Source organism: Leptolyngbya sp. UWPOB_LEPTO1 (assembly GCF_017302695.1).
GTDB lineage: Bacteria > Cyanobacteriota > Cyanobacteriia > Leptolyngbyales > Leptolyngbyaceae > Leptolyngbya > Leptolyngbya boryana.
Genome location: NZ_JAFLCJ010000008.1, coordinates 107,219 through 122,083, shown reverse-complemented (window position 1 = coordinate 122,083; position 14,865 = coordinate 107,219). Strand labels below are relative to the sequence as shown.

General features: G+C 46.7%; 10 protein-coding genes. 3 read left to right on the top strand and 7 right to left on the bottom strand.

What is annotated here, in order from left to right; translation table 11 throughout:
* Nucleotides 1–66 precede the first annotated feature (66 nt).
* Nucleotides 67–1,233, top strand: coding sequence for an Lpg1974 family pore-forming outer membrane protein (locus J0L70_RS14120; RefSeq protein ID WP_017291324.1), 1,167 nt, complete (start codon nucleotides 67–69; stop codon nucleotides 1,231–1,233).
* On the opposite strand, the gene J0L70_RS14115 is transcribed toward J0L70_RS14120, so the two are convergent.
* Together J0L70_RS14115 and pyk are read right to left on the bottom strand one after the other, a co-directional pair.
* Nucleotides 1,222–2,391 (bottom strand): ATP-binding response regulator, encoded by a 1,170-nt coding sequence (locus J0L70_RS14115; protein ID WP_287455072.1) that lies wholly within the window; start codon nucleotides 2,389–2,391, stop codon nucleotides 1,222–1,224. The two genes, J0L70_RS14120 and J0L70_RS14115, sit on opposite strands and share 12 nt — an antisense overlap.
* Nucleotides 2,392–2,751: 360 nt before the next feature.
* On the bottom strand, nucleotides 2,752–4,533 hold the full coding sequence (gene pyk, locus J0L70_RS14110; RefSeq protein ID WP_017291326.1) for a pyruvate kinase: 1,782 nt from the start codon (nucleotides 4,531–4,533) through the stop codon (nucleotides 2,752–2,754).
* Between the two features lie 411 nt (nucleotides 4,534–4,944).
* Here pyk and J0L70_RS14105 point away from each other — a divergent pair, with 411 nt between their 5' ends.
* Nucleotides 4,945–7,209, top strand: coding sequence for an amylo-alpha-1,6-glucosidase (locus J0L70_RS14105; RefSeq protein ID WP_017291327.1), 2,265 nt, complete (start codon nucleotides 4,945–4,947; stop codon nucleotides 7,207–7,209).
* Between the two features lie 121 nt (nucleotides 7,210–7,330).
* On the opposite strand, the gene J0L70_RS14100 is transcribed toward J0L70_RS14105, so the two are convergent.
* Together J0L70_RS14100 and glyS are read right to left on the bottom strand one after the other, a co-directional pair.
* Nucleotides 7,331–8,623, bottom strand: coding sequence for an FAD-dependent oxidoreductase (locus J0L70_RS14100; protein WP_287455071.1), 1,293 nt, complete (start codon nucleotides 8,621–8,623; stop codon nucleotides 7,331–7,333).
* Nucleotides 8,624–8,693: 70 nt separating this feature from the next.
* Nucleotides 8,694–10,832 (bottom strand): glycine--tRNA ligase subunit beta, encoded by a 2,139-nt coding sequence (gene glyS / locus J0L70_RS14095; RefSeq protein WP_287455070.1) that lies wholly within the window; start codon nucleotides 10,830–10,832, stop codon nucleotides 8,694–8,696.
* A gap of 204 nt (nucleotides 10,833–11,036) precedes the next feature.
* Here glyS and J0L70_RS14090 point away from each other — a divergent pair, with 204 nt between their 5' ends.
* On the top strand, nucleotides 11,037–12,098 hold the full coding sequence (locus J0L70_RS14090; protein WP_287455069.1) for an ATP-dependent 6-phosphofructokinase: 1,062 nt from the start codon (nucleotides 11,037–11,039) through the stop codon (nucleotides 12,096–12,098).
* 2 nt (nucleotides 12,099–12,100) lie between these two features.
* Here the strand turns inward: J0L70_RS14090 and J0L70_RS14085 are convergent, their stop codons facing one another.
* From J0L70_RS14085 to J0L70_RS14075, 3 genes are all read right to left on the bottom strand, one after another.
* Nucleotides 12,101–12,439, bottom strand: a complete 339-nt coding sequence (locus J0L70_RS14085; RefSeq protein ID WP_190652598.1) for a DUF4342 domain-containing protein — start codon at nucleotides 12,437–12,439, stop codon at nucleotides 12,101–12,103.
* Nucleotides 12,440–12,539: 100 nt separating this feature from the next.
* Entirely contained in the window at nucleotides 12,540–13,370 is an 831-nt protein-coding gene (locus tag J0L70_RS14080; protein WP_190652599.1) for a DUF6920 family protein, read from the bottom strand.
* A gap of 75 nt (nucleotides 13,371–13,445) precedes the next feature.
* Nucleotides 13,446–14,846 carry an MBOAT family O-acyltransferase gene (locus J0L70_RS14075; protein WP_287455068.1) on the bottom strand — a complete coding sequence of 467 codons (1,401 nt, stop codon included), beginning with the start codon at nucleotides 14,844–14,846 and terminating at the stop codon, nucleotides 13,446–13,448.
* Between the last annotated feature and the right edge of the window lie 19 nt (nucleotides 14,847–14,865).

Sequence of the window (14,865 nt, the reverse complement as noted above, 5' to 3'; positions counted from 1 at the left end):
CCGAGCGTATTGAGTTATAAGTAATACGCTTCCTTTGCCAGCTCACTTACCTGTTAGGACTTTCCCGTGAAAAAGATTCATGCCCCTTGGATTGCAGCTTCCGCAATTTTTCTCGCTCCTTTCAGTGCTTTTGCGACTGAAGTTTCTCCTGCTCCTTCGACGATCGCTCAAGCTTCTCCTAATGCAGAGCTAATTAGAAAGCTCCAATTACTAGAGCAAAAGCAGCAAGAGCTAGAACAAGAAATTGAAAGCTTACGGCAGCAGATTTCGCCACAATCCGGCACTGCTAAAAAGCCTACTTCTGATCAAGTCGGGGTGACTGCTCCTGAAAAACGTCCTCAACAGTTTGAAGTCTCGGCAGAAGCATTATTCTTAAAGGCTCGAACGAGTAACGCGATGGATTTCGCGATCGTAGACTCAGGACAAGCACTAGCAGTTAGTGGGGATCTGGCAAGAGTTCGATATGAAGATCCAACGGCGCTGCGCGTGGGTTTAACCTATCGTCCTGAAAAGACGGCTTGGGAAGTGGCTGCAACTCATATGTTTTTCAATACTGGCGGGCAGCAAAGTGCCGTTCGACCGACTCAAGGGTTCTTGTACTCTACGTTGACGCATCCGGTTCAGAATGATTCTGCCAATACGGCGGACGCCAGTGCGCGGATGAATTATGCTGCGACTGATGCCGAACTTGCTTATCGGTTCAAAATTGGACAAAGCTTGGGTGTGCGAGTGTTTGGAGGATTGCGATTTGCGACTGTGAATCAAGTGATGAATGTTGCCTATGATGGGCGAGATTTTAACCAGGCAACGGCTCGGATTGAGAATCGATTAAGTGGGTTTGGACCTCGCATGGGTGCTCAAGCAGATCTCAGGTTGGGCAAAGATTTTAGTCTGTTTGGTCGCGGTGCAGGAATGATTCTAGTGGGCAATCGGACAACGAGCTACGAAGAAACCGATAACAATCGTGCTGATCTGGTTGCTCGGATTTCGCAGGATAAATATCAAACGTTTGTGCCAGGTTTGGAGTTTGCTTTAGGAGTGAGTTGGCAACCCAAAATCAGTCAGCAAGCGACTTTGAATCTGAGTGCGGGTTATGAATATCAACATCTCTTTAATGTGTCGAATTCGATTCGATTTGTCGATGGAGCGAGTCCAGGCGTATTTTCTGAAAGCCAGAATGATTTCAGTTTTCAAGGCTTCTTTATGAAACTTGGGATCAGTTCAGAGTTTTAGCGAAGCAAGTGGAAACTGGACGGTGAAAGTCGTACCGCGATCGCTGCCTTCACTTTCAACGGTGATTGAACCCCGATGCAGTTCGACGAGTTGATGCACGATCGTCAGACCTAACCCTAACCCGTCTGCGGAAGCAGCATTGGTTTCATCCTGACGAAAGCGATCGAAAATATGCGGTAAAAATTCAGGCTGAATCCCAATCCCGGTATCGATCACTTTGACGTATGCCATTCCATCTAGTTCAGTGAGTTGAACTGTAACTTTTCCGCCTGCTGGAGTGAACTTAATTGCATTGGTGAGCAAGTTTAATAAAATCTGCTGCAATCGTTTCGGATCGCCTGAAATGACCAGATCTAAATCCATCGAGCTAAATTCAAGCTGAATGTTCTTTTCTGCTGCTGTTGGTCGAACGCCCTCGATCGCAGCAGAAATGACTGCGTATAAATTGACCATCATGACTTTGATCGGCAATTGACCTCGAATAATGCGTGAAATGTCTAAGAGGTCTTCAATTAATTGAGATTGAGATTGGGCATTGCGCTCGATCGTTTCTAAGGCTCGATCGATACTTTCAGAATCGAGATTGCGCGATCGCAGTAATTTCGCCCAGCCTAAAATGGCATTGAGTGGTGTGCGCAGTTCGTGCGTAACGACAGCGAGAAATTCGTCTTTATTTTGATTTGCGGTTTCTGCTTCTTCGCGTTGCGCGATCGCTCTTCTCAGCGCAATTTGACTTTGTTTAAGCTGTTGATTTAATCGATCCTTTTGGTTTCCCTCGATCATTTGCCGCAGTACTACGCTCTGCAGTGTATGTTGTAATACTTCTGGCGTTACTTTGTGCGAGAGGATGTAATCTTTTGCACCTGCTTTTAGAAGTTGCGATGCAATTTCTAATGTGTGCGCGATCACAACGATCGGAACTGTGTCTTCAAATTGCTTGAGTTTGCTAATAAATTGTTCGCCTTCCATATCATGCAGATCGGAGTGCATCAAAATCGCATCTGGAGCAGCATGGCAACAAATATTCAGCGCCGCATTGCCTGAACGTGCTACAACGATATTCCAGTCAATGTCAGGGGACTGACTGAGCGATCGCTGAAAGAGAGCATTGTCAAACTGAGATCGGCGAATCAGGAGAAGAGTGCAGAACTGCTTCATATCATTCTGCCAGGGAAACACCTATGAGGAAGATGCAGAAAGAGCCAGACTTCAACGGTGCCAAGAGTCATGAATTTAATGATCTACAACTCTGAACGGCTTTGCCTCCATCTTAAACGACCTTTGCTCCCAAACCGGAAGACGGATCGAAAATGAGAGCAAGTTCGAGACATTGCAGAGAATCAATTCTTATTCCTAAGTATGCGAACCTTTGCCTTATTAGATTCTGACGTTTGGGAATCAATGTCAATCCGTACCAGTTGCTATCATTGCTACATAGCAATCGAAGCATAAGACACGAGAATTTCCTATCTCTCTGTGCCTTATGCTTCTCATTTCAACGCAAGTCGAGACTAAAATCTAGACTGACAAGGCTGCATCGGTCTGGGTCGCACCACTCGAACCGGAATAAACCAATCCTCGTTGCATATCCAACGTCACAATTTCACCATCGCGGATGACACCTGTTGCATTTTTCACACCCACTAACACAGGAATGCCTAACCGCAAGCCAATCACCGCTGCATGGCTTGTGAGGCTACTGTCTTCTGTGACAATCCCTGCCGCTTTGCGAATCGCATCAATATGCTCTGCCGTTGTACTCGGTGCAACTAAAATCTCACCCGAATGAAATTGGTGGATTTCCCGAATGGTGGAAGCTAACCGGGCGCGACCACTGACTGATCCCTGTCCGATTCCTACGCCTTTGCCACGGACTGCTGTGACGACTTCAACTTTGATTAAATCAGTCGAACCCGCGACCCCTTGAAGTGTTCCAGCCGTGAGCACGACTAGATCTCCTTCAGACACCATGCCTTTTTCTTGTGCCACGTTCAATGCCGCTTGGAAGGTCTGACCTGTAGAAGGCAAATCTAGAACGAGTAAAGGTTTTACACCCCAAACGAGTTGCATCTGCCGTGCTACATCTACGTGCGGCGTAATTGCCAAAATCGGAGTTCTCGGACGGAATTTTGACACGTTCCGCGCTGTCGCTCCGGTCTTCGTCAGGGACATAATTGCGGCTGCATCTAGCTGCATCGCAATATTACCGACCGCTTGACTGATCGCATTCGGAATCGATCGACCTGTATTTTCCAACAGTTTTTGAGAATGCTCTTGCTCGATCCGAATTGCGATCGTTGCCATTTGCGAAACCGCTTCGATCGGGTATTTCCCAACTGCCGTTTCATTCGACAACATCACTGCATCGGTGCCGTCTAAAATCGCATTCGCCACGTCCGAAATTTCTGCACGAGTCGGGCGAGGACTGCTCACCATACTGTCGAGCATTTGAGTTGCAGTAATCACCGGAATCCCTAAACGATTCGCCGTTTTGATCAACCGCTTCTGCAAAATCGGCACATCTTCAGCCGGAAGTTCAACGCCTAAATCGCCCCGCGCGACCATGACTCCATCTGAGATCGAGAGAATCGCTTCCATTTGCTCGATCGCTTCGTGCTTTTCGATCTTCACAATTACTGGAACAGACTTACCTGCACTGGCGATCAGTTCTTTGATCTCTAAAACATCTTGAGGATTGCGCACAAAGCTCAATGCCACCCAATCCACACCTTGATCCAAGCCAAAGACCAAATCTTTGCGGTCTTTATCGGTTAAAGCTTTGATCGAGAGGTAAACGCCAGGGAAATTCACCCCTTTGTTGTTAGAAAGCGGACCACCGACAACAACTCGACAATGCAGCGATCGATCAGCTTGATCGACTTTTTCTACCTTCATTTCGACTCTGCCATCATCAAGCAGAATCGTTGCACCTTCAGGAACTTCTTCGGAGAGCTGATCATAAGTGACTGAGCTAATCTCTTGAGTTCCGGGAACGGTGCGACTGGTGAGGATGAAGGGATCGCCTTTTTTCAGCGTAATTGGACCATTCTCGAAGCGCCCAAGTCGAATCTTTGGTCCTTGTAAGTCCTGTAAAATCCCGACGGGCTGATTCAATTCAAAGGAAATCTGCCGAATTAAGCGAATGCTTCGGAGATGGTCATCGTGCGTTCCGTGGGAAAAGTTGAGGCGGAGTGTTGTTGCACCCGCTTCAATGAGGTCGCGCAAGACTTCGGGACTACTGGTTGCAGGACCGATCGTAGCGACAATTTTAGTTCGACGGTGGGAAGATGGCAGCGGCATGTACGGTGAACAACTCTATAGACGATCAAATAAACCAAACCTGCTTTCTCCGTTCGTCGAAAAGCAGTAAGACCCAGGACGTTCAAAATGCTGATCTAGGGCACTTGGGATACTACCACGTTTAGGTCGATCTCAAAATGGCATCCAGACAGAGATTGACGAAGACTTTAAGCAAAATGTTACACAAGGCACAGACAATTGCTTACAAAACATATTGTTGGTCGCGTTCAGCCTGACAACTCATGAATAAACTAAAACAATTGCAATCAAAGAAAAAGAGAAGCAAAAGATCGAAACCTCAAATCTACGGATCACTTCATCGTTAAAATGGTTACGATTTATAACTCGTTTTAATCCTTAAACGAACTTCGAAAAGTTTTATTCTGTCCCCTTGCCCATTTTTCTTGACCAATGTCAGAAATCATTGAAATCGACGGTAAAAAGTTTGTTCCGGCTGAAGAGTTGCCCATTCCAGAGTGGGCTTCTGTGTTGAATGAGCGCCCCCAACCCATTTTGACGCTCAAAGATGATGATCTGTTTCTACTCACGGATACGTTTGGCAACATTGGCGGCTCCTCAGATGAGGGACGCAGTAGCGGTTTAGGATTGTTTTGTCATGATACGCGCTTTCTGAATCGGTTAGAGTTTCAGATCGATGGTCGCCCTCCCATTTTGCTGAGCAGCACGGCAGAAAAAGGATTTGTACTATCTGTGCTGTGTACGAATCCTCGCATTGACGATCGCATTCCTGCTGAAACGATCGGGATCAAACGCGAATTGGTGCTAAATGGAGGACTCTTTGAGGAGATCGAGATCGCGAACTATAGTACCGAACCGATTGAGTTTGAATTAAGTCTTAGCTTTGATGCAGACTTTATTGATTTGTTTGAGGTACGGGGCTTTGATCGATCTCAACGCGGCACTCTGCTTCGACATTTACCCGTCGAGATGACCAAACCTGTTGAAGAAGTTGAGTCAGATCCGGATTCGTTTGAAGCACCAGAAACCGCTCAGGTTGAACTGACTCTGGCATATCAAGGGTTAGATGGCTCGGTTTTAGAATCCCGAATCGACTTCGTGCATCATCAGCCGCACTTTCTCAAAGGCTATACAGCCCTATGGCAACTCAAATTGCAGCCGCATGAGACTCAGAAATTTGGCTACCGCTTGCAGCCGTTGAGTAACGGTCGTCCGGTTTCGCGAGTCAGCACGCCGATGACGCTTTCCCAAGCCAAAGCGGCAGAACTTTCCGAGGAGCAACATTGGCGGCAGCAGGTGACTCAGATTCGATCGGATAAAAATACTTTCAATCGAGTGATCGAGCGAGCCGAGCAAGATGTGTACCTGCTCAGACAAACCTTTGGCAGAAATAAAGCGTTATCGGCTGGCGTTCCGTGGTTCTCGACGTTGTTTGGACGCGATTCCATCATTGCCGCTTCTCAGACGTTACTCCTTGATCCCCAAATTGCGAAAGAAACGCTAGCAATTCTGGCGCACTATCAAGGCAAAGCAGATGATGAATGGCGCGAAGAGCAACCCGGAAAAATTCTGCATGAGATTCGATTTGGTGAGATGGCGCGCTGTCAGGAGATTCCGCACACTCCTTACTATGGAACGGTGGATGCAACCCCGTTGTGGTTAATGCTGTATGCAGAGTATTTTTCCTGGACAGCAGACTATGAGACGCTCGATCGCTTATGGAATTCTGCACTAGCTGCGATGGATTGGATCGATCGCAATATGCGAGAAACGGGCTATCTTGCTTATCACCGCACGTCAAAGCGAGGGCTGGACAATCAAGGCTGGAAAGATTCGGGGAATTGTATTGTCGATCGTAAAGGTAGACTCGCTCAAGGTGCGATTACGCTTTGCGAGGTTCAAGGCTATGTGTATTCTGCGAAAGTTCGGCTGAGCCATATTGCCCGGATGAAGAAGCGGATTGATCTTGCCGATCGCTGGGATGAGGAAGCAAGAGATCTGAAAGTTCGATTCAATCGCGATTTCTGGATGGAAGATCAAGATTTCTGTGCTTTGGCATTAGATGGTGATGGCAATCCAGTCGATAGTATTACCTCAAATCCAGGGCACTGTTTGAGCTTGGGCATTTTCACGCCGGAGAAAGCTTACAGTGTGGCGGAACGGTTACGTGCGCCGGATATGTTCAATGGTTGGGGCATTCGGACATTGAGTAGTTTGTCGCCTGCTTATAATCCGATGGGCTATCACGTTGGCTCAGTGTGGCCTCATGACAATGCTTTAATTGCGATCGGGCTACGTTCGCTTGGGTTAATTGACCAAGCGTTAGAACTGTGTAAAGGCTTGCTCGATATGACACGCTATCAGCCGTATCAACGTCCGCCGGAATTGTTCTGCGGCTACGATCGCACAGATGATAATGAGCCAGTTCAATATCCAGTTGCTTGTACACCGCAAGCTTGGGCGACGGGAAGCATTTTTCAATTGGTGCATATGATTGTGAACTTGGTTCCAGATGCGCCTGGAAACTGTCTGCGGGTAATTGATCCAGCTTTGCCTGAGTCGATTAATTCGCTGTCCTTGCAGAACTTACGGGTGGGTCCAACATTGTTGGATCTCGAATTTGAGCGATCGGGGTCTTCTACGTCTTGTCGGGTGTCGAAGAAACGAGGGAATTTGCGCGTGGTAATTGAGGCTTAACGTCAATTCGATGAGGGGTGCTATTTCCAGTGATTTGCGCCCCTCAATTCCCAAATTTGTGGAATTTAGCTTTCAGAGAGAACAGATACTTTTCGCATCATTCTGTCAGATTCACCTCACATTAGAACAATGTTTTCAGCACCAATTTGGGATGAAACACAATACTCGGAGGCTTCAGCATATGTGCCATTTGTAAAAAAGCCAAATGTACCTCAACATCTTTTTGTGCAGTAGCCATCAATCGATCGAGATAAACCTGGAATAATTTTGCTCCTTGTTTCGGTGCGATCGCTCCTTTCGTAGTTGGAAATTTAGAATCAGATCCGGTTGCTAGTGACCAAGCAAAAGCATTACTGCGAGCCAGTTGCTTTTGAAAATTTGGTTTCTGCGATTTTGCTAACCATTGTTGTAAAACCAGCGCGGCTAATGCACTTACGGTCATCCCTTGTCCATAGATGGGACAAAGCGCGCAGACCGCATCTCCGATCGCAATTAACCCTTCTGGCATCGCAATTTTTTCGTAGTGATACAGTCGATTCATTGTGGCGCGATGGGCTTGAATATCAGACACGGGTTCTGCTTGCGCGATCGCTTGATAGAAAGCAGGATGATCTAAACTTTGAGCAAATTGTAAAAAACCTTGTTCCTCGATCGGCGGATAATCATGTGCATATCCTCCCAAGGTAGCAATCCATTGATCATTTTCCACTTGAGCTAAATATCCCAAACGAGTTTGATCAGGGGGGACTTGGCTAATCAGCAAAACCCTACCATCCGGCTGAAACTGAGAGGGAATGCGGTATCGACGAGTTGTATAGCCTAATCCTGGATCAATCACAGTTATAGGAGGTGGAGTGATTCCAAGACTTTCTAACCATTGAGGAACATGAGTACTGCGACCACTGGCATCTACAACAAGTTGGGCAGTAAGTTCGCCGTTTGGAAGTTTGACCCCTTGAATTGCAGTTCCAGTAGACAACAATCCAATCACTCGTTGCTCTTGTAAAAAAGTAATATTGGCGATTTTACTCACCTGCTGTCGAATTACGCTTTCGAGCAATGGGCGGGTACAGGTGTAAGATTCTAGCCCGACGGGTGTTTCAGTTGTGGGTGACCAACGACCCGCTTGAAAGTACAGGAAGTCTTTTCCCCAATCAAACGGAATAGCTCCAGCCGTTGCAAGTGCATCGTCAATGCCAGGAAAGAGTGCTTCTAAGATTCGGTAGCCTTTGGTAAATAGAACATGCGGTTGAACAGATTGCGGTACGCCTCGTCGCGGTTCAGCCGTCAGGGGGAGCTGATCGCGATCGACGATCGTCACTTGCTGAAAGTATTCGGATAGCACACGCGCTGCAAGCAATCCAGCAATACTGCCACCAATGACGATCGCATGTTGATTCTGTTGGATAGGCATAGATTTGATGGGAGCAACTCAATCCCGACGATAACGATTCGAGGGTTGAATTGCAAGGTTAACCGGATCGCTAGGATTTGACGATCGCGCCAAAATCCGCCAACGATCGCGCATGATTTCGCAAAATCCCCAACAAATTCAAACGATTTTGCTTGATGTCTGGATTAGAATCCATCACCAACACGCTATCTTCTCCATCAAAAAAGGCACTCACGGTTGGAGCAATCTGACTTAAAGCCTCAACGAGCTTCGTGTAATCAGTCTTGCCTTGCAGGGTTTGATTCAACTGTTGCAGGGCAGTAAAGAAAGCTTTCTCAGAATTCTTTTCAAACAGTTCAGAACGAATGACGGGAACGGGATCAAGCTGTTGCCGATCTAATGTGCCTTGAACGGCGAGTCGAGACGCACGATTCACAGTTTCGTAAATGGTTGCTAGACGCTGATCATTGCGAATCGTCTGTAAGAAATTCGCGCGATCGCGGACATCTAATAAGTTCTGCAATGCCCGCGCTGCGTAGTCTGGGTCATTCTCACCCAACACAGCATTTACTAAGTCATAGTCAATTTTTTCGTCTTTCAGCAATGTTTCAACGCGCTGTAAGAAAAAGTCTTTCAACTGCTTGAGCAAATCAGCCGTCGCTAATTTCTGGACTTGCGCGTAGTTTTCACTAAAACCCTTAACTAACTGTTCTAAAAGTAAATTGAGATCCAGCTTTAAGTTTGCTGCCCAAGTAATGTTGACGATCGCGGTTGCTGCTCGTCTCAGCGCAAATGGATCAGACGATCCAGACGGGATTAATCCCAATCCAAAAATGCTGACTAAGGTATCTAAGCGATCGCTAATTCCGACAATCTGACCTGCTAAAGATTGCGGCAAATCATCGCCTGCACCTCTGGGCAAATAATGCTCATAAATTGCATTCGCAACCGTTTCGGACTGTCCCCCTGCGATCGCGTATTTCTGTCCCATCACCCCTTGAAGCTCTGGGAATTCGCCTACCATTTGAGTCACGAGATCAGCTTTGCATAAGAGTGCTGCTTGTTCAATTTCAGTGCGATCCCCAACTTGTAGTTGAGTGCAAATCTGACCTGCGATCGCCACAATGCGATCGACTTTTGCACGGACTGATCCCAAATCAGCCTGAAAAGTCACCGTTTCGAGTTTGGGTAAATAGGCTTCTAGAGGAATTTTACGATCGGCATCAAAGAAGAACTTCCCATCGGACAACCGCGCCCGAATCACTCGCTCATTTCCGGATGCAATGATTGCTGCTTTTTGAGGATCGCCATTGGATGCCGTAATAAAGTTCGGCAATAGTTCAGAACTGCCTGCTTTTTGCACCGGGAAATACCGCTGATGGCTTTCCATTTCGGTTGTGATTACTTCCGCCGGAAGTTCTAAAAATTCTGCATCAAACTTGCCCACAACCGCTGAAGGATACTCGACTAAGTTCGTCACCTCGCGCAGCAAATCAGCATCGATAATGGCAACTCCATTCAACTGTTTTGCTGCTGCTTCGACTTGCTGTTTGATTACAATCTGACGTTGTTCGGGATCAACTTCAACGAATGCAGATTTCAAGGTTGAAACATAAGATTCTGGATTCGGAATTGAAACCGGATCAGGATGTAAAACGCGATGACCCCAAGAAATGCGATCGCTCTTGTATGCAATCGAATTACTCGTAATCTCGATCGGTAAAACCTCTCCATCGAGCAACGTGACCAACCAGCGAATCGGTCGAGAAAAGCGCAGATCGCCATCTCCCCAACGCATAAAGCGTTTTCCTTCCAATTGTGTGATCCATTGCGGAATCAATTCCGTTAGGATTTGCGCGATCGCTCTGCCTTTGATTGTTTTTTTGACAAAAATGAATTCGCCTTTCTCGGTTGGACGAATTTCAAAATCCGCGATCGAGACGCCTTGTTTTTGGGCAAATCCTTCGGCTGCCTTGGTGGGCTGTCCATCCTTGAAAGCTGCTTGTGCAGGCGGTCCTTTGACTTCTTCCTCTTGATCCGGCTGTTGAGCAGGCAACCCTTGAATGACGATCGCTAATCGTCGCGGCGTTCCATAAAACTGAATTGCGTCAGTCGTCAAATTTAACTCCGCTAATTGTTTCGGAATCCGCGATCGCCATTGTGACAACGCTTCATCGACAAAACTTGCGGGTAGTTCTTCAGTTCCAACTTCTAGTAAAAATGACGGCATGACTGGGGACGATCGAAATGAGCGAATTAATCAATCTCATCAGTTTACCGTGCCACTGCAATCTTCACGCAATTTTCAGTCTGTAACCCGCATCCGAAGCACATCATGATAAGAACACAGCGATTTTGTTAGGAGAGAAGTTAATCTTCACGAGATCCTCAGATTCTTGATTTAGTCTTCGAGCATCGTGAATTACTGCCAGATATGAAGACATTGGAACGACTCGGAATTTTAACCAGTGGAGGAGATTGCCCAGGGTTGAATGCAGTCATCCGGGCGGTCGTCAGCCATGCCGTGCTCACTTACGGTTGGCATGTTGTGGGGATTCCTTATGCAACCCGAGGCTTGCTCGATCGAGCAATGATGCCACTGAGCTTACACGGCTTAGATTTAAAGGGAATTGATCCATTGCTGACAATGGGCGGAACGATTCTTGGCAGCATTAACAAAGGAGATACCCTGAGTAGAATCCAGGAAGTTTTAGATGGATATGCTGCCTTAGAGCTTGATGCGTTGATTGGAATTGGTGGAGATGGGAGTTTAGCGATTCTCAATCAACTCGCAACTCAGGGAAATTGGCAGTTTATTGGCATTCCAAAAACGATCGATAATGATGTTGCTTGCACTGAACGAGCCATTGGATTCGATACCGCAGTCAATACGATTACAGAAGCACTGACTCGATTAACCTTTACTGCTGCGAGTCACGATCGCGTCATGATCGTCGAAGTGATGGGACGAGAAGCGGGGCATCTCGCCTTGCACTCTGGAATTGCAGGCGGAGCGGATGTGATTTTGATTCCTGAAATTTCTTACTCGATCGAGCAAGTCTGTCAACATCTTGCCGAATTGCGCGATCGCTGGGGACGAAGATTTGCGATCGTGGTCGTTGCGGAAGGCGCCCATCGGAGTTTAGAAAGCGCAAATCAATCTTGCGAAGCCATAAAATGTGGCATGGGACAATATGTTGCGAATGAAATCGCAAAATGTAGCCCTTACCCTGTCGATTGCCGAGTCTCGGTGCTAGGGCACATTCAGCGAGGTGGCATTCCTTCAGCACTCGATCGCCTAGTGGCAGCGAGCTTGGGCAAAACCGCCGTCGATTTAATTGCGAATGGAGAGTCGCAAAAAATGGTTGCCTGGCAGAATGGTCATGCTGAAACCGTTCCGCTTGATGCAGTTTTAGCAAAGAGTCCGTGTTCTGTTGATCCAGCAAGTGATCTGGTACAGACTGCAAGGGCTTTAGGCATCTATACAGGCAAGTAAAGCTATTCTTTTTTCTCAATCACGATCGTCAGATGTGCCACCATTGCTCCAATCACACCGACAGCCGCAATCACCGGAAACAAAGCTGCACTGACAACACCACCGACAACCCCAACCGTGAGTGGAATTTCGATGAGTGTTCGCTCTTCGTTTTTGAGAATAATCCGGCGAATATTGCCTTGATGAATCAGTTCTCTGACTTTCGCGACTAAAGCATCGCCGCTAATGGTAAATTCCTCGATCGTTCCTTTCTCTTCAAAGTGAGTTTCAGTTTCTGGAGGAACCACTTCGGTTGGAACTGTTTCGATGACTTCTTTAGGTTCGTCGAGAGGAGTATTCATAGATATAGATCTCCATCATGATTGATATCTAAAGCGTAGAGATAAAAGTTGAGGAAGTTGTGAGGGAGGACAGTTTTTCAACGATTCAAGCTCTGTAACCTCATTGAAATACTGCTTGCTCAAGGGTGACGCGAAAGAATTCAAAGTAGCGATCGCTGCCAATCCACCAGCCTGCGCCCATCTGCGAGGGAATTGTGTAACCGCCAAAGGTCTGTTCTGCTTGGTATTCCCCACCAAAAGGAATCTTGGCATACTGTTTATCTTCGGTTTGATCCCCCCAACGAAGAAAAGAACTCTTGAGTAATCTGCCCTGGCTATCAATCACAAAAGTCAGAGTAATCGGCTCATTGTCGAGCGTCAGGCTCGCTTGAATTGTGTTGTCATTAATGACTTGCCAACTCACACCTCGCTGAGGCAGTAAAGCAGACGGCAACCAGAACAACTCTCCTACAGAGCGCCCAATTGCCGAGCGCATCAGATCAGGACTTTGAGCATTGACAACAGGAATCACCCCCCAGAGCGAAAACCGCATTCGTCCAGTACTAGCAGTGTAGTAGTCTGCTCCTTGCATCTGGATAATTCCTTGTCTTGCGTTCGCTTGCCAGACAAATCCTGTAGTAGAAAGCAGTTCTTCTGCTTGGAGAGGCATCCAGTCTTGATTGGGTGCAAGTCGAATTGTACCTTTCATTGTTAGGTAGACAGCGTTTGCTAGAGGCGTTCCAGGCGCGATCGCATGTAAAAAATATCGCTGTACAGGTTCCGGTTGATCTGCAATTAGGTCTTGGCTAAATGGTTCGACTGCGGGTGTTTTAGGTTCTAAGGTTTGCCAAATTTGTGCAATCTCTGCATTATTTTTTGCTTGTATGATGAGTAGCGCGATCAATGCGATCGCAACTAACGATCCGACAAGGAATAAAATCTTTGCCAGCATAGCCTCACCTTGAAATTTTTGGTGTACTCATTCTCTACTATAGTCGTGCTTCGGATGTAGAGAACTCAGATCATCCTAGAACTGAAAATAGATAAATGGTGCAGGCTGAGCTGGAGCGAGAAAAAGTACGCCAAACATGACAAAAAAGAAGGCACATAGACCCGGAAGTGAACTTAATCTCAAGCGCATTCCTTGAGCTAGCTGGTGACCTGCATAGTCCGTCAGAATGAACATTGGAACTGCGATCGCCAGTGCAGTTGCAAACCAATTGATGCCCGTTGGATCAATCACACCCCATAGCTTCTGCAAAATGAACAAAGAGGTCGAGAAATCTGACGATCGAAAAAAGATCCAAGTTAGACACACAAAGAGTAGAGTGACAAAATTTGCACAAAGCTGATAGTCCCATGCTTGTGTAACGCTGCTTTTTGGGATTCTGTCTGCATACAGTTTATGCACCACAAGCGCTCCACCATGTAGCCCACCCCAAACCACAAAGTTCCAGCTTGCTCCATGCCATAATCCACCTAACAGCATCACAATCATCAGATTGCCATATTGCTGAACTTTCCCACGTCGATCGCCGCCCAGAGGAATATAGAGATAATCGCGTAGCCAATTCGAGAGCGAAATATGCCAGCGTCGCCAAAACTCGGTAATACTGCGTGAGAGATAAGGTGTCGCAAAGTTTTTGGGAATATCAAAGCCGAGAATTTTTGCAGTCCCGATCGCCATATCACTGTAGCCGCAAAAATCACAATAAAGCTGAATCGCGTATCCAATCACCGCAAGCCAAAGCGTCATTGCACTGTAATCAGCAGGCTGCTTAAACACTTCATTCACAAACAGAGCTAAGCGATCGGCAACAATCACTTTTCTGACTAAGCCCAGTAAGAAAAGTTGAGCACCCTGACTGAAATTCTCCCGGTTTAAGTGAATGCCTTTCTGAATTTCGCCAAGGAACTGACTCGATCTCAGGATTGGTCCCGAAATCAAATGTGGAAAAAACGCAACCAAAAGCGCAAAATCCCAAAACGTTTTTGCGGGTCTGCTCGTTCCACGATAGATATCTGCTAGGTAGCTAATGACTTCAAAAGTGATGAACGAAATGCCGATCGGCAAAATGATCCGGAGGTTGGACAAATTCAGGTTCAGAACATTCAGACCTAGATTGAGCGAATCGATGAAAAAGTTGAAATATTTGAAGAACCCTAGCACGATCAGATTGAAAGTAATCCCTGCAATCAGCCATCGCTTCTTCTCTGGATTCTGGGTCGATTCAATCTGGAAACCAATCGCGTAATTCACGATCGTCAGTGCAGCAAGCAGAAAAACAAAGCGTTCGTCCCAATAGCCGTAGAAAAAGTAGCTAGCACCGAGTAAAATGATTTTTTTGAATCCCTGCGATCTCGCAAGCAATAAAATTCCAAGCAGAACGCTAAAAAAGACAAAAAATTCTAAGCTTGAGAAAATCATGGTTCAGCAGCCTCAGACA

Coding starts and splice junctions, on each gene's coding strand:
- J0L70_RS14115 (WP_287455072.1), bottom strand. CDS start 2,391: ATGAAGCAGTTCTGCACTCTTCTCCTGATTCGCCGATCTCAGTTTGAC.
- pyk (WP_017291326.1), bottom strand. CDS start 4,533: ATGCCGCTGCCATCTTCCCACCGTCGAACTAAAATTGTCGCTACGATC.
- J0L70_RS14105 (WP_017291327.1), top strand. CDS start 4,945: ATGTCAGAAATCATTGAAATCGACGGTAAAAAGTTTGTTCCGGCTGAA.
- J0L70_RS14100 (WP_287455071.1), bottom strand. CDS start 8,623: ATGCCTATCCAACAGAATCAACATGCGATCGTCATTGGTGGCAGTATT.
- glyS (WP_287455070.1), bottom strand. CDS start 10,832: ATGCCGTCATTTTTACTAGAAGTTGGAACTGAAGAACTACCCGCAAGT.
- J0L70_RS14090 (WP_287455069.1), top strand. CDS start 11,037: ATGAAGACATTGGAACGACTCGGAATTTTAACCAGTGGAGGAGATTGC.
- J0L70_RS14085 (WP_190652598.1), bottom strand. CDS start 12,439: ATGAATACTCCTCTCGACGAACCTAAAGAAGTCATCGAAACAGTTCCA.
- J0L70_RS14080 (WP_190652599.1), bottom strand. CDS start 13,370: ATGCTGGCAAAGATTTTATTCCTTGTCGGATCGTTAGTTGCGATCGCA.
- J0L70_RS14075 (WP_287455068.1), bottom strand. CDS start 14,846: ATGATTTTCTCAAGCTTAGAATTTTTTGTCTTTTTTAGCGTTCTGCTT.